Source organism: Kitasatospora purpeofusca, assembly GCF_000718025.1.
In the GTDB taxonomy this organism is placed as follows: Bacteria; Actinomycetota; Actinomycetes; order Streptomycetales; family Streptomycetaceae; genus Kitasatospora; species Kitasatospora purpeofusca.
The window spans coordinates 79,485-94,421 of record NZ_JODS01000024.1 but is presented as its reverse complement, the minus strand read 5'-3'; the positions used below and the strand labels follow the sequence as shown (position 1 = coordinate 94,421).

At 74.8% G+C, this 14,937-nt stretch carries 9 protein-coding genes and 1 pseudogene; 4 read left to right on the top strand and 6 right to left on the bottom strand.

From position 1 onward, the window contains the following. Window positions 1-113 precede the first annotated feature (113 nt). The gene (locus tag IF01_RS44395; protein ID WP_157855378.1) at window positions 114-806 is read left to right on the top strand and encodes a hypothetical protein; all 693 of its coding nucleotides are present in this window, start codon (window positions 114-116) and stop codon (window positions 804-806) included. Window positions 807-1,255: 449 nt separating this feature from the next. Here IF01_RS44395 and IF01_RS0128995 read toward each other — a convergent pair whose 3' ends face one another. The 3 genes from IF01_RS0128995 to IF01_RS0128985 all read right to left on the bottom strand — a co-directional run bounded on the left by IF01_RS0128995 (window position 1,256) and on the right by IF01_RS0128985 (window position 6,144). Next, the gene (locus tag IF01_RS0128995) at window positions 1,256-3,424 is read right to left on the bottom strand and encodes an acyltransferase family protein (RefSeq protein WP_208624372.1); all 2,169 of its coding nucleotides are present in this window, start codon (window positions 3,422-3,424) and stop codon (window positions 1,256-1,258) included. Between the two features lie 145 nt (window positions 3,425-3,569). Beyond that, window positions 3,570-5,405 (bottom strand): glycosyltransferase family 2 protein, encoded by a 1,836-nt coding sequence (locus IF01_RS0128990; protein ID WP_208624371.1) that lies wholly within the window; start codon window positions 5,403-5,405, stop codon window positions 3,570-3,572. Window positions 5,406-5,568: 163 nt separating this feature from the next. Beyond that, complete coding sequence (locus IF01_RS0128985) at window positions 5,569-6,144, bottom strand: GNAT family N-acetyltransferase (RefSeq protein WP_030396530.1); 576 nt, start codon at window positions 6,142-6,144, stop codon at window positions 5,569-5,571. Window positions 6,145-6,432: 288 nt separating this feature from the next. On the opposite strand from IF01_RS0128985, the gene aroA reads away from it, so the two are divergent. Further along, complete coding sequence (gene aroA / locus IF01_RS0128980; protein ID WP_030396529.1) at window positions 6,433-7,677, top strand: 3-phosphoshikimate 1-carboxyvinyltransferase; 1,245 nt, start codon at window positions 6,433-6,435, stop codon at window positions 7,675-7,677. A gap of 109 nt (window positions 7,678-7,786) precedes the next feature. On the opposite strand, the gene IF01_RS0128975 is transcribed toward aroA, so the two are convergent. From IF01_RS0128975 to IF01_RS0128960, 3 genes and pseudogenes are all read right to left on the bottom strand, one after another. Beyond that, the gene (locus IF01_RS0128975; protein WP_030396528.1) at window positions 7,787-8,572 is read right to left on the bottom strand and encodes a bestrophin-like domain; all 786 of its coding nucleotides are present in this window, start codon (window positions 8,570-8,572) and stop codon (window positions 7,787-7,789) included. A 169-nt stretch (window positions 8,573-8,741) separates the two neighbouring features. Then, window positions 8,742-11,032, bottom strand: a pseudogene (locus tag IF01_RS42430) (immune inhibitor A domain-containing protein). Window positions 11,033-11,403: 371 nt separating this feature from the next. Further along, window positions 11,404-12,462: a LacI family DNA-binding transcriptional regulator gene (locus tag IF01_RS0128960; RefSeq protein WP_051742487.1), complete on the bottom strand. Its 1,059-nt coding sequence runs from the start codon at window positions 12,460-12,462 to the stop codon at window positions 11,404-11,406. An 82-nt stretch (window positions 12,463-12,544) separates the two neighbouring features. Here IF01_RS0128960 and IF01_RS0128955 point away from each other — a divergent pair, with 82 nt between their 5' ends. Both IF01_RS0128955 and IF01_RS0128950 read left to right on the top strand, forming a co-directional pair. After that, window positions 12,545-13,696 carry a Gfo/Idh/MocA family protein gene (locus IF01_RS0128955; protein WP_030396526.1) on the top strand — a complete coding sequence of 384 codons (1,152 nt, stop codon included), beginning with the start codon at window positions 12,545-12,547 and terminating at the stop codon, window positions 13,694-13,696. 74 nt (window positions 13,697-13,770) lie between these two features. After that, entirely contained in the window at window positions 13,771-14,919 is a 1,149-nt protein-coding gene (locus IF01_RS0128950; RefSeq protein WP_030396525.1) for a dihydrodipicolinate synthase family protein, read from the top strand. Window positions 14,920-14,937 lie beyond the last annotated feature (18 nt).

Genomic DNA, 14,937 nt, shown 5'->3' with positions numbered 1-14,937 from the left:
CGACGGCGGCTCCGACAGCCGGCGCGGCAGGCCCGGGCGCGGGAGGGGGCGCGGCGGCAGGCGCGGGCGCCGCGCAGTGGCAGTGGCCGACCCCGGCCTGGCAGCCTCCGCCGGTGCCGGTCCCGCCCCCGGTGCCCGTCCCCACCCCACCCTGGGAGGAGATGGCGGAGGCCGCCGCGGCGGAGCGGCGTCGACGCCGCCGGACGTGGGCGGTGAGCGCCGTCGGGATCGTCGCCGGGATGGCGGCGGTGCTGGTGATGTGCGGACCCGGGTCGGGCGAGGAGTCGTCCGGGGTGGTGGCCTTCCCCGGCCCCTCGACCTCGCCGCCACTCGCGCCGTCCCCGGCCGTCTCGCCGACCACCGGCCTGCTGCCGGTCCCGGCACCCTCCCCGCTGCCGTCGCCGACGAGCAACGAGGGTCCGCCGCCCCCCGGGGCGGCGCCCGGCGGGCCGGAGGCGGGCCCGGTGGTCGCGGGCGGGCCCCCGGCCGGGGCCGCGCCCGGCGCCGACCCCGCGGGAAGCCCCCGACCGAAGCCGAGCCGTTCGCCACGCCCTGCGCCCACCTGGGCGACGCACGCCCCCGGTGGTCCGGCCACGCCGGCGCCCACCCCGGCACCCGCCGCGAATCCCGCCGCCCCCGCCCCCTCGCACTCCCCCACCACCGCGGCGAATCCCGCCGCGTCGCTGCCGGGCGCTGGGACGGGGGCCGGGGCGGGCGGCGGCACGATCTGCGACCAGGCCGAGCACTTCGGCCGCTGGCCCGCCGGCTCCGAGCAGGCCCGCCTCTGCCGGGGCATCTACGGCTGAGCCCGGACCGGTCCACCCGTCCGCAGCAGTCGTCCGCCCGCCACGGACCGACCTGCGCGGCCGCCCGGCAGCCGGGACAGCACCCGGGCCGGATCCGGCGTGCGGTGGCCCTTTCGGAGCAGGAAGCCGGATCGGCCGACCTACCGCTCCGCCCCTCTTCCGGCCGACTCGTCGTCCGGCACGTCTTCCCCGGCGGCCCTTGCCGCTGGCACGGGGCCACCGGGACGCCGCCGTCCTGCTGGTGAGGGCCGCAGGCGAAAGGGAGTGGGAAGTCGGTGGCATCGACTTCCTGCTCCGGTGGCCGGCCCGCACGCCCGGACGCCCGACCTCGACGTCGGTCGTACGGGCCGTACGGGTCGTCCGGGTCGTCCGGGTCGCACGGGTCGCACGACAACGGCCGCCCGCCCACCGGGGGCGGTGGGCGGGCGGCCGGGGTGCTGGAGCGGGCGTCAGGAAACGGTGCCGGGACCGAGCAGGGCGTGGTCCAGGCGCGGCGCGAGGACCCGGGCCACGGTGTCGGTGATGTGGCCGGTGTCGCGGTAGAGGATCACGCCCTCCAGGACGGCCGGGCAGTCCGGGCCGGTACCGGGGCAGAGCAGCGGGCCCAGGTCCAGGGCCCGGACCCGGTAGCGCTCGGCGAGGCCGCCGTCGAGCAGCGGGTCGCGCTCGAAGGCCGTCCCGCGCGGGAAGAAGCAGGCGTCCGAGCGGCCGTCGGAGCCGGCCAGGCAGGTCGGGATGTCCTTGCCGGGCATCGGGGTGTCGCCCAGGTAGGCGAGCGGGGCGCCGAGGGCGGTGAGGCGGTCCAGGGTGCGGGTCCAGCCCTCGGTGCGCTCGTCCTGGCCGCCGTACCGGTTGAGGCCCGCCATCAGCACCAGCCGGGGCTTGGGGCCGGAGGTGAGCCGGGTGAAGGTGTTCTCGCGCCAGCGGTCGCACTCCTCGAAGGTGCGGCCGAGCACGTTGTTGCGCACCGTCAGGGTGGCCAGCGGGCAACCCGGCTTGACCAGGACCTCCAGCGCCCACTGCCGCTGCTCGGCCATCGCCAGGGCGGCCGAGATCCACTGACCGGCGTGCGAGTCGCCGATGAGCACGATCCGGTCGGGGCTGGACTCGGTGCCGAACAGGCAGCGCGGGCTGGTCTCGGCGCCGAGCGGGATCTCGCAGCCCTTGCCGGGCGGGAAGTCCTGCCGGGCGCGGGCGAGCGAGGGGGTGAGCGAGAGCACCCGGGTGCCGGGGGCGAGCAGGCCGGGGCCGTCCACCGCCCCGGCCGGGGCGACGGTCGCGCGGTCGGGGTCGCCGAGTGCGCGAACGGTGCCGCCGCCCAGGGTGAGGCCGGCGATCAGCGGGATGACCAGGGCGCTGGCGCCGACGGCGAGGCCCCGGCGCGGGGCCGGGCCGCCGCCGAACCGCAGCGGCGTTTCGACCAGTCGCAGGGTGAGCCAGGCCGGGAGTGCGGCGGCCGCCGTGAGGGCGACCAGCGTGGTCCAGGGCAGGGCGCCCCAGCGGGCCTGGGCGATGGTCAGCACCGGCCAGTGCCACAGGTACCAGGCGTAGGAGAGCCGCCCGGCGGCGCGCAGCGGACGGGTGGCGAGCAGTCGGCCGACGTCACCGGCGGTCAGCGCGCGGTGCGCGGGGCCGGCCAGCAGGAGGGCGGCGGTGCCGAGTACGGGCAGCAGGGCGGCCGTACCGGGGAAGGGCGTGTCGCGGTCGTACCGGAGGACGGCGGTGAGCAGCGCGGCGGCGCCGACCCAGCCGAGGACGCGCAGCAGTCCGCCGCCGAGGCGGACGCCGGGGCCGCCGCGGGCGAGCCGGGTGGTCAGGGCCGGTGCGGCGAGGGCGACGCAGCCGCCGACGGCGAACTCCCAGAGGCGGCTGGCGGTGGAGAAGTAGCCGAGCGGCGCGGAGCCGGCCGTCCAGCGGATGCAGAGCAGCAGCGAGACGCCGCCGACGGCGAGGGTGGTCAGGGTGGCGGCGGTGACGGTGCGGCGGCGGTGTCCGGCGAACAGCCGGGCGAGACCGAGCAGCAGGACGCCCCAGAGCAGGTAGAACTGGTTCTCCACCCCGAGCGACCAGAAGTGCTGGAGCGGGCTGGGGTCGTGCTCGGCGGCCAGGTAGTCGGTCTGCTGGCCGACGAAGCGCCAGTTGGAGAACTGTCCGGCGGCGGCGATGAGGTCCCGGGCGAGGTCGGTGCCGCGCAGCGGGTCGAGCAGGGCGCCGCCGGCCAGCGCGGTGGCGACCAGGACCACGGCGGCGGCGGGCAGGATGCGGCGGGCGCGGCGGGCGGCGAAGTCCCACAGGCCGAGGGGACGGGCGAGGAGGAGCCCGGTGATCAGGAAGCCGGAGACGACGAAGAAGACGTCGACACCGACGTAGCCGCCGGTGAGGCCGGGGACGGCCGCGTGGAAGGCGAGCACGGAGAGCACGGCGACGCCGCGCAGGCCCTCGATGTCGGGGCGGAAGGCGGCCCGCGGCCGCGGATCGGCGGTGGCGGGTCCGGCCGCGTCGGCACGAGCCGCGACAGACGCGGCAGCGACAGGCTCGGCGCTGGACGAGGAGGAGAGGACGTCGGTCGGGACGAGGGCGCGCGACGGCTCGGCGCCTGGTGGTACGGCCGTGGGCACGGCGAAGCTCCTTGCAGGGGCTGGCAGCGGTGGTCGGGGGCCGGCGGGCCGATGGGGCGGCCGGCCGGCAGTCCGCGCCGGTGGGGCGACGCGCAAGGAAGGGAGGAAATGAACTACTAGGGGAGGAAAAGGAACTGACGAGGCGTCAGAACACCAGCGGGTCGGCCCAGCCGGACGCCAGCAGGCCGCAGAGCAGCAGCACCGCGGTGACGGCGACGGCCTCGGCGGGCCCGAAGCGCAGGTCGGACCGACGGTTGCCCTGGCGGTCGGACGGCCGGGCGAGGTCCGCGACGGTGGCGCCGTTGCCACCGCGGACCAGCGGCCAGAGTGCGCCGATCAGCGGAACGACCGTGTAGGTGGTGAGCGCGAGCAGTCCGGCGAGCGCCCAGAAGGGCTGCCAGCCGTAGGAGTTGACGGCGCGGACGAGTCCGACCACGCCCGCGACGACCACGAGGCCGAGCCAGCCGACGCCGATCCGGGCGACGGTGCGGGCCAGCGCGGTGCCGCCGGAGACGGCGCCGGTGGGCACCCAGTCGGCGCTGCGTCGGCGCAGCGCGTGCGCGATGGCCACCACATGGCAGAGCCCGCCCAGGAGTTGGACCCGGGTGACCTCGAAGCGCCAGTGGGTGCGGGACATCGCGGGGAGCAGGACGAGCGCGACCCAGATCGGCGGCAGGAACGGCAGTACCTGCCAGGGGGCGATCTCGTCGGGGCGGAAGAACAGCATGATCAGGGCCGGCAGCGGCACCGCGAAGACGTTCACCGCGCTGGTGAGGTAGCCGAGGATGCCGTTCCAGAAGCAGAGCCGGGCCGAGCGGGGAAGCGGGCCGCGCCGGAAGTCGGGGTCCCCGACCAGGGCCAGCGAGCCGAGGCACCAGCGGTACTGCTGGCTGATGAAGGCGGGCAGGCCGGTGGGCGACATGCCCTTGGCGAGCAGCGCGGGCACGTACCGGGTGGTCCACCCGGCGCGGGCGAGCGAGAGGCCGGTGTAGAGGTCCTCGCTGTGGTCGATCTCGGCGAAGCCGCCGACGCGTTCGAGTGCGGCGCGCCGGTAGAGCGCGTTGGTGCCGCAGCAGACGGTGCCGTCCTGGGCGTCCCGGGAAGGCTGGATCCAGCGGTAGAAGATCTCCTGGGTGGCGCCGGCCGCGCGTTCGAGCCAGGACATCCCGGCGTCGGTGTCGAAGCACTGCGGGCTCTGCACGATGCCGATGTCCGGATCGTCGAGGTACGGCACCAGGTGCTGCAGGAAGTCCGGGCGCGGGCAGAAGTCCGCGTCGAGGACGGCGATGATGTCGCCGGTGCCCTCGACCAGGCCGTGGTTGAGGTTTCCGGCCTTCTTGAAGCGGCCCCGGTCGGGGCGGCTGCGGTACTCGAAGCCGTAGGACTCGGCGAGTTCGCGCACCTCGGGCCGGGCGGCGTCGTCGAGGACCAGGACGGTCAGCTCGCCGGGCCACCGGACGGCGGCGGTGTGCCGGTAGGCGTTGTCCAGGACGGCGAGCGGCTCACCGGCGGTGGGCAGCAGGAGGTCGACGCCCGGGTGCCGGACGGGGCGCCAGGCCCGGACCAGCAGGTCGTGCGAGTCGCGGGTGAAGCGGCGGGAGCGCTGTCCGTCGACGACGGAGAGCAGCCAGGTCGCGGCGTTGAGCACGGTGAGCACGAGGAACGGCCAGAGCAGTGGGCGGCTGAGCGCGAACAGGCCGAGCGTCGCGGTGGCTCCGGCGTAGGAGAGGGTGGCGCAGAGCAGCACCCAGCGGCGCTGCGGGCCGAAGTACCAGTAGAGCTCCTCGTCGTCGGGCGGACTGGGCAGACGCGACAGGTCGTCCTCGGCGCGCGGGTCGGGACGTGTACCGGGGGACGCCCCGGGACGGTCGGCGAGCCTGCTGCGACGACGGTTGTCGGGCCCGCCGTCGGGTATTCGGCGCAGTGAGTGCTGCGGTTCCCGGTCGGGCGCGGACACGGCGTTGCCATGGTGGACGGGCATGCGGAATGGCCCCCCTGAGCTGGGACGGAACGTGGCCTTTCGCCGGTCAGCCTCTCACGTTGGTCTGGACCAATCGATCATCGGGCCGCACCGTCGGGCATCGCCCCAGGTCAGGGAGTTGACATAACGTCAGATTCGTACACCACCTGACGCCGTGTCACCACTACTGGACGGTAATCTCCTTGGTCAGCTTCTCGAACCGCAGGTCGGGGCGGAGCGGGATGCCGAAGCGCTCGTCGCCGTACGGGAACGGCGAGTAGTCGCCGGTGCGCCGGAAGCCCCGGCGCTCGTACCAGGCGATCAGCTCCGAGCGCTGCTCGATCACCGTCATCTCCATCTCGGTCACCCCCCACTCCTCGGCGGCGTACCGCTCGGCCCGCGCGAGCACGGCCCGCCCGAGGCCGCCGCCCTGGCGGCCGGGGCGCACCGAGAACATGCCGAAGTAGGCGCGCGCGCCCCGCCGTTCCAGCTGGCAGCAGGCGAGCAGCTCGCCGTCCAGCTCCGCGAGCAGCACCACGCCGTCCGAGTGGTTGACGGCCGTGGTCACACCCTCGGTGTCGGTGCGCTGCCCGTCCAGCAGGTCGGCCTCGGTGGTCCAGCCGGCCCGGCTGGCGTCGCCGCGGTAGGCGGACTCGACCAGGTCCAGCAGGGCGGGCACATCGGCGGAGGTCGCGGCGCGGAAGGCGAGCCGGTCGGTACCGGCGGCCTCGGGGGCCGCGCCGGTGCTGCTCTCGGGCACGGGGTCCTCATCTCTGGCGGGCCCGGACCGTGCTGGCCCGGGCGGGGAGGCGGCGGCCGTTCGGCCGATCCCTCGCATCGTGCCACAGCCGCCCCCGCCCCCTCCCTGCGCGTACGGACCGGCCCGGCCGCGCACCCCGGCCAACAACGACCAGCCCCCGGCCGGAACCCGTCGGGAACCCGTCCAGAACCCGGACACCCTCCCCCGGGCGGCACCGCCTCCGGCAGGATGAACAGGAGGACCACGAACCCTGCCCGGCACGCCCGGACCACCCACCCCGGAGGCCCCATGACGACCGTCGAGATCCCCGGCTCCAAGTCGGTCACCGCACGCGCACTGTTCCTGGCCGCCGCCGCCGAGGGCACCACCACCCTGCTCCGGCCGCTGCGCTCCGACGACACCGAGGGCTTCTCCGAGGGGCTGCGGGCGCTCGGTTACGCCCTCACCGCCGCACCGGACCGGTGGACCGTCGAGGGCCGCCCGCAGGGCCCCGCCCACGACGCCGACGTCTACTGCCGCGACGGCGCCACCACCGCGCGCTTCCTGCCCGTGCTCGCCGCCGCCGGCCGCGGCGAGTTCCGCTTCGACGCCTCCGCCCAGATGCGCCGCCGCCCGCTCGGCCCGCTGACCGAGGCGCTGCGCGCCCTCGGGGTCGACCTCCGGCACGAGGAGGCCGAGGGCCACCACCCGCTGCGGATCACCGCCGACGGCGTCCGCGGCGGCGAGATCACCCTCGACGCGGGCCTCTCCTCGCAGTACCTCACCGCGCTGCTGCTGCTCGGCCCGCTCACCGAGCAGGGCCTGCGGATCACCGTCACCGACCTGGTCTCCGAGCCGTACGTGGAGATCACCGTCGCCATGATGCGGTCCTTCGGCGCCACCGTGACCCGCACCGGCCGGGTCTACGAGGTCGCGCCCGGCGGCTACCGGGCCGCCGCCTACCCGGTCGAGCCGGACGCCTCGACGGCGAGCTACTTCTTCGCCGCCGCCGCGCTCACCGGCCGCCGGCTGACCGTCCCCGGGCTCGGCAAGGACGCGCTCCAGGGCGACCTGCGGTTCGTCGACGTGCTGGCCCGGATGGGCGCGCGGGTCGAGATGGGCAGCGACCGGACCACCGTCGAGGGCCCCGCCGGCGGCCGGCTCTCCGGCCTGACCGTCGACATGCGCGACATCTCCGACACCATGCCGACGCTCGCCGCCGTCGCCCCGTTCGCGGACGCGCCGGTGCGGATCGAGAACGTCGCCAACACCAGGGTCAAGGAGTGCGACCGCCTCGACGCCTGCGCGGAGAACCTCCGTCGGCTCGGCATCGACGTCGCCACCGGCCACGACTGGATCGAGATCCGCCCGGGCACCCCGCGCGGCACCGCCCTCGCCTCCCACGGCGACCACCGGATGGTGATGTCCTTCTCCGTCACCGGTCTGCGCACGCCCGGCATCACCTTCGACGACCCCGCCTGCGTGCGGAAGACCTTCCCCGAGTTCCACGAGGTGTTCGGGCGGCTCCGCGAGGAGTGGGCGACCACCGGCTGACCGACTGACCGACCGACTGGCCGGCCGACCGACTGACCGACCGACCGACCCGCGACGGAACGCCCGGGCGGTGCCGGGGGCGGGGCAGCTGTGCCCGCCTCCGGCGCCGCTACCAGAACCGGGCGAGGGCGCTCTCCCGGAACGGTTGCGGGGAGACGCTCAGATCCCCCGAGAACGGCCGGTCCAGCACGATGACCAGCAGCAGGCTGAAGCCGATCAGGGTGGCCACCGTGCCGACGAACAGCAGCCGGAACCGGCGGTCGCGCACCCCGTACATCAGGGCCAGCGCGGTCATCACGACGGCGCCGCCGAAGATCAGGGCCTGGAGGAGCGCGGGGAGGCTCCCCCGGCTGTCGGCGATCCGGCTGCGCCGGAGGCCGGCCACCTCGTTGAGGCTGTCCAGGGCCTTGCCGTAGAAGGCCTGTTCGGACGCCGTCCCGGGCTCGTAGTCGACGAACACCCGGTACATCCCGTCCACCGCCCGGGTCGTCACCGCCGAGTCCCCGTGGCCCGCCCGCATCAGCGGCCACTGGTCCTCCACCACGGCGTGCACGTAGTCGCGCACCGCCGCGTGCACCGCCTCCCGGGTGGCGGGCGGGAAGGCCTCGGCGTCACGCACGATCTGCGAGACGGCGCTCGCCTCGGCGGCCACGATGTGCCCGGCGTCGTGCAGTTCGGTCCACAGGTTGACCACGACGAAGGCCAGGATGATGCCGTAGATCGCGCCGAACATGCCCAGCAGCACCCCGGCCATCTCGTTGTACTCGCCGTCGGCCAGGCCCGGGAACCGGCGCAGGGCCAGCACGCTGCCCGCCAGCGCCGCCAGCACGAACCCGCCGACCACCAGCGCGGCCAGCGGCACGGTCGGGACGTGGTTCAGCAGCCACAGATCCACCCGCCTCCACTCCTCGCGGACCGGGCCCCCGACGGGCCTCCGCAGACATCATGAGCGGTGGCCCGGCACCCGCTCCGCATATCCGCCACCCCGGAGGGGCGTGGCGACCCGGCTGCCGGGGCCCGAGTACCGGGCCCCGGCAGCCGGGCGACCACGTGACACCCGGCGGTCAGTACGCCGGGCGCACCATGATCAGCGACTCCAGCCTGTCGGCGCTGTTCCACAGCAGCTGGATGCTGGTGCCGGTGGCCGGGACCTTGACGCTGTTGTACGGGTTCGCGGCGTCCCAGTAGACACCGGTGCGGTCGTTGAACTCCGCCACGCCCGGCAGGCTCGGCACGGTCACCGGGACGTCGGCGCGGGGCAGGGTGAGGCTGTCGGTCGCCTCGGAGCCGAAGGTGGAGTCGTAGCTCTGGACCCGGGTGTTCATCAGCCGGCCGTCCTTCCAGCGCAGCGGCGCGGGGTGGGCGTCGACGGGCAGCACCAGGCCGGAGCCGGGGTGGTCCCAGACGTTGTTGTCGCTCTGCGAGGCGTCCCAGAACCAGATCAGCAGGCCGTTCTGGTAGGGGAAGTGCTCGACCCGGCGCGGCCGTCGGACCGAGCCGAAGACGTACGGGCCGGTGCGCAGGGTGCTGTCGTAGGAGACGTACTGGCGGTTCTCGACCAGGTAGTACTGGCCGTGCTGCTGGGTGAAGGTGCCGGTGGTGCGGGTGAAGCCCCTGGCGTGCCAGCCGCTGTCCCCGTTCTCGGCGCCGTCGGCGAACAGCACGGTGCCGTCGGCGGTGGCGGACAGCTCGTCCAGGGTGAGGCCCTTGAGGTGGGTGCTGCCGTCGGTGGCGACCCGGAAGCGGACCTTGACCTGGCGGCCCGCGTAGGCGTCCAGGGGGTAGGCGAGGGTGCCCCAGGCGCCGCCGGAGGTGCCGGTGAGGGAGGGGGAGCCGCTGGGGTTGCGCGGGATCGGGGCGCCGTCGAAGGTGCCGGCCAGCGCGGTCCACTCGCTGCCGCCGTCGGTGGAGACCTCGGCGTAGGCCTAGTCGAAGTCGCGCTCCAGCTCGTACCAGCCCTTGGCGGTCAGCGCGGCCGTGGTCCGGCCGGTCAGGTCGAGGTCGCGCACCAGGGTGGCGTTCTGGTTGTCGGCGCTGCCGCTCCACCACTCCTGGGTGCCCGCGGCCGGTGTGTTGATGACGGTGGTGACGCTCTTCTTCGGCAGCTCGACCACCAGGGCCTGCGGCAGCGCGGTGTTGTACTCCACCGGGCCGGTGCGGTGCACGGACACCTCCCCGGTGGTGGCCCGGTCGTAGCTCAGCCAGCCCAGTTGGAGCTTGCTCCAGGCGTCCAGGTCGGCGGGGCGGTCGCCGATCTCGTCGCGGCCCTCGCCCAGCCAGGAGCCGGAGTTCATCAGCGACCAGTAGCCGACCGAGTTGTCGATGCCGTGGCCGGTGGTGTCGTAGAGGTCGGGCAGGCCGAGGTCGTGGCCGTACTCGTGGGCGAACACGCCGAGGCCGCCGTTCTCGGCCTGCATGGTGTAGTCGCCGGCCCAGATGCCGGTGCTGCCGACGGGGGTTCCGCCGAGCTTGTTCCCGGCCGGTCCGGTCTTCCCGGAGCCCGAGCCGTAGACGTAACTGCGGTGCGCCCAGAGCGCGTCGGGCCCCTGGGCGCCTCCCCCGGCGGACTGGTCGACACCGGCGTGGACGATCTGGAAGTGGTCCAGGTAGCCGTCCGGCTCGTTGAACTCGCCGTCGCCGTCGAAGTCGTAGCGGTCCCACTGGTCGTACTCGGCGATCGCGGCGCGGATCTGCTCGTCCGTGCGGCCGTGGGCCTTCTGGTCGGCGACCCAGGCGTCGACGGCGTCGCGGATGAGGTCCTGGGCGTTGGAACAGACGTTGTCGCCACACCAGTTGGAGCCGTAGCGGGCCTCGTTCCACGGCACCTCCACCCAGTCGGTGACGGTGCCGTCGACGGAGTAGCGCCCGGAGGACTGCTTCTCGTAGTAGGTCTTCAGGGAGTCCCCGGTGGTGCCGAAGTAGAGGCCCTGGTAGTGGGCCCGGTCGTAGTCGGGCTGCCAGGCGGTGGGTTGTCGACCGCCCGGTCGGGACGGTCGATGCTGTTGTGCAACGGCCCCGGGGTGCCGCCGTACTTGGGCTCTCCGTCGTGCGTGGTGGTGGTGTCGACCTGGTCGCCGAACTCGACCAGGACGGTGAAGATCCGGTCGGTCCGCTGCCGGGCGAGTTCGACGTACTGGCCGTCGCCGAGCCTGACGGCGGTGCTGGTGCCGCGCTGCTCGACGGTGGCGGTCCCGTTGACGAGCTGTTCGGTGGCGGTCTTCCGGGCGGCGTCGGCCTTTTCGGTCAGGGGTCCGGGCAGATTGTGCTCGACCGCGCGGGCCACCTGGGCCTCGGCGGGGTCGAGCGTGGCGCCGAGGTCGTCGGCGGCCGAGGCGCTGGGCGGCAGCAGCATCATGCCTATGGAGGCGGCGATCGCGGCGGCGGTGGCCGCGGCGAGGGTGCGGGATCTTCACGAGCGGTGGTCGTCCTTCGTCCGGTGGCGGGCGGCTGTGCCCGCCGGGGGGCGGTGACCGCCGGGGGGCGGTGACCGCCGAAGCTTCGGCTCCGGTGGGTTCAGGGGGTCGTGGCCGGGGCGGGTGCCGGGCCCAGGACGCAGGCCAGCGCCCGGCGCCGCTCGCGGGTGTCGTAGCGGCGGCACCGGAGCACAGCGTGGGACGGGCCCCCGGCGGTGTCAGCGGCCGGGGGCCCGTGGGAGCTGCACCAGCGGCCCCCACCTTGGTAAGCGCTATCCAGCCCGGCCGGCCACTTCCCGCCGGTCCGCCCCCGTCAGCCCGCCACCGGCCCCGTGCTGCCGCGCACCACCAGGGCCACACCCAGCGGCGCCTGCCGGGCCGGCGAGGCGCCGTCCGCGATCAGCTGGACGGCCCGCTCCCCCGCCTCCTCCAGCGGCAGGCGGACGGTGGTCAGCGACGGCCGCAGGTCCACCGCGAACGGGACGTCGTCGAAGCCGACCACCGAGACCTCCTCCGGGACGCGCCGCCCCAGGTCGTCCTGCACGGCGGCCAGGACCCCGGCCGCCATCACGTCGTTCAGGGCCAGCACCGCCGTGACCCCCGGCTCGGCGGCGAACAGCCCGAGCGCCGCCTCCCGGCCGCCCGAGCGGGTGAAGTCCGCGAACACGACCCTGCGGTCCGGGAGTTCACCGCCCAGCCGGGACCACGCCGCCCTGATCCCGGCGAGCCGCCGCTGCACCGTCACCAGGCCCTCCGGCCCGGCGACCACGCCGATCCGGCGGTGTCCGAGCTGCCAGAGTTCGGTGGCCGCGCGCTCGGCCCCGCCGGTGTGGTCCAGCGGGACGTACGGCTCGACGCCCCGTTCGCCGATGCAGGACACCCGGCCGCCGTCGGCCCGGAAGGCGTCCAGTTCGGCGGCCAGGCGCGCGGTGAGGTCCGGGTCGGCGACGCCGCTGCCGGCCAGCAGCACCGCCCGCGCCCGCTGGGCGCGCAGACTCCGCACGTACTCGATCTCCAGCTCCGGGTCACCGAAGGTGGCGGCGATCATGACCATCAGCCGGTGCCGCTTGGCGGCCCGCATCGCGCCGGCGGCGATCGCCGCGAAGTACGGGTCGGCGATGTCGTGCACGACCAGGCCGACCACGGAGGTCGAGGAGCGGGCCAGCGCCTGCGCGGGCGCGTTGGAGACGTAACCGAGGTCCCGGGCCGCGTCCTCCACCTTGCGGCGCAGCTCCTCCCCCACGGTGCGGGTGCCCCCGTGGAGCACCCGCGAGGCCGTGGCGATCGACACCCCGGCATGCTCCGCGACGCGTTGCAGCGTCACGGCGCCGGTGGAACGGGTGGCACGGGTGGTTGACCTCGGGTTCGGCATGCTCGTAACGTACCCGGCGGAAAGCGCTTACCAGGAATCCGCGCGCACCTCCCGCGCAGCTACCCCGGAAAGAAGGTCCGCCATGTCCCGCAGGGTGATCGGCATCGTCATGAACGGTGTCACCGGTCGAATGGGCTACCGCCAGCACCTCGTCCGCTCCATCCTCGCCATCCGCGAGCAGGGCGGACTGCCGCTCGGCGACGGCGAGGTGCTGTGGCCGGAACCGATCCTGGTCGGCCGCAGCGCCCACAAGCTCAAGGAGATCGCCGACCGGCACGGCCTGACCCACTGGACCACCGACCTGGACGAGGCCCTCGCCCACCCGCTGGCCGAGATCTACTTCGACGCCCAGCTCACCCAGGTCCGCGAGCAGTCCATCCGCCGGGCCGTCGCCGCCGGCAAGCACATCTACACCGAGAAGCCCACCGCCGAGTCCCTGGACGCCGCGCTGGAGCTGGCCCGCCTGGCCCGCGACGCCGGGGTCCGCAACGGCGCCGTCCAGGACAAGCTGTTCCTCCCCGGCCTGCTCAAGCTCAAGCGCCTGGTCGACAGCGGCTTCTTCGGCCGGATCCTGTCCGTGCGCGGCGAGTTCGGCTACTGGGTCTTCGAGGGCGACTGGCAGGAGGCCCAGCGGCCGTCCTGGAACTACCGCGCCGAGGACGGCGGCGGCATGGTCCTCGACATGTTCCCGCACTGGCGCTACGTGCTGGACGGCATCGTCGCCCCGGTCCGCTCCGTCTACGCCCACACCACCACCCACATCCCCGCCCGGGTCGACGAGCAGGGCCGCTCCTACCGGGCCACCGCCGACGACGCCGCGTACGGCATCTTCGAGCTGGAGGGCGGCATCACCGCCCAGATCAACTCCTCCTGGGCGGTCCGCGTCGACCGCGACGAACTGGTCGAGTTCCAGGTCGACGGCACCGAGGGCAGCGCCGTCGCCGGGCTGCGCGAGTGCCGCTTCCAGCACCGGGCCGCCACCCCCAAGCCGGTCTGGAACCCCGACCTGGCCGCCACCGAGTCCTTCCGCGAGCAGTGGCAGCGGGTGCCGGACAACGCCGAGTTCGACAACGGCTTCAAGGTGCAGTGGGAGCTGTTCCTGCGGCACGTGGTGACCGGCTCCGAGTACCGGTGGGACCTCCTGGAGGGCGCCAAGGGCGTCCAGCTCGCCGAACTCGGCCTGCGCTCCGCCCGCGAGGGCCGCCGCCTGGACGTGCCCGACCTCGCGCTCTGACCCCCGCCTCCTGCTCCCGCCCCCGCCCTGGTTCCTCCCGCTCCCGCCCGCACCCCGACCCGATTGCTGACACCATGACCGAGATCGACCTGCCCGGCCACGGCCGCCACCGGATGTCCGAGCCGCCCCGCCTCCCGTCCGCCACCGAGCCGCCGACCGGCCGCGTCGTGTACGCCGCCGCCCATGTCGTCGCCGACCCGCTCGGCGACAACGCCCCCGGCGCACCCGCGGCCGTCGACTGGGACACCACCCTCGCCTTCCGCCGCCACCTGTGGTCCCTCGGTCTCGGCGTCGCCGACGCCATGGACACCGCCCAGCGCGGCATGGGCCTCGACTGGCCCGCCACCCGCGAACTGATCACCCGCTCCGGCGCCGAGGCCCGCGCCGCCGGCGGACTCCTCGCCTGCGGCGCCGGCACCGACCAGCTCGCCCCCGGCACCCACACCCTCCCCACCGTCACCGCCGCCTACGAGGAGCAGCTCGACGTCGTGGAGGCCGCCGGCGCCCGGCCGATCCTGATGGCCAGCCGCGCCCTGGCCGCCGCCGCCCGCGGTCCCGAGGACTACCTGAGCGTCTACGGCCGGATCATCGGCCGGGCCGAGCAGCCGGTGATCCTGCACTGGCTGGGCGAGATGTTCGACCCGGCCCTGGCCGGCTACTGGGGCTCCACCGACCTCGACGCCGCCACCGCCACCGTCCTGGAACTCATCGAGGAGCACGCCGACCGCATCGACGGCATCAAGGTGTCGCTGCTCGACGCCGACCGCGAGGTCGCGCTGCGCCGCGCGCTGCCCGCCGGGGTCCGCCTCTACACCGGCGACGACTTCCACTACCCGGAGCTGATCCGCGGCGACGAACACGGCCACAGCGACGCGCTGCTGGGCGTCTTCGACCCGATCGCCCCGGTCGCCGCCGCCGCGCTGCACGCCCTGGACGCCGGGGACCTCGACCGCTACGAGGCGCTGTTCGCGCCGACCCTGCCGCTGGCCCGGCACCTGTTCGCCGCCCCGACCTTCCACTACAAGACCGGGATCGTCCTGCTCGCCTGGCTGGCCGGGCACCAGGACCACTTCACCATGGTCGGCGGCGCGCAGAGCGGCCGCTCCGTCCCCCACCTGGTCGAGCTGTTCCGCCTCGCCGACGCCGCCGGGATCCTGCCCGACCCCGAGCTCGCGGCCGACCGGATGCGGCGCTACCTCGCCGTGGCGGCGCCGCTCGGCTGAGCCGGGGCCGCGTCCCCG

Coding starts and splice junctions, on each gene's coding strand:
- IF01_RS0128990 (WP_208624371.1), bottom strand. CDS start 5,405: ATGCCCGTCCACCATGGCAACGCCGTGTCCGCGCCCGACCGGGAACCG.
- aroA (WP_030396529.1), top strand. CDS start 6,433: ATGACGACCGTCGAGATCCCCGGCTCCAAGTCGGTCACCGCACGCGCA.
- IF01_RS0128960 (WP_051742487.1), bottom strand. CDS start 12,462: ATGCCGAACCCGAGGTCAACCACCCGTGCCACCCGTTCCACCGGCGCC.
- IF01_RS0128955 (WP_030396526.1), top strand. CDS start 12,545: ATGTCCCGCAGGGTGATCGGCATCGTCATGAACGGTGTCACCGGTCGA.
- IF01_RS0128950 (WP_030396525.1), top strand. CDS start 13,771: ATGACCGAGATCGACCTGCCCGGCCACGGCCGCCACCGGATGTCCGAG.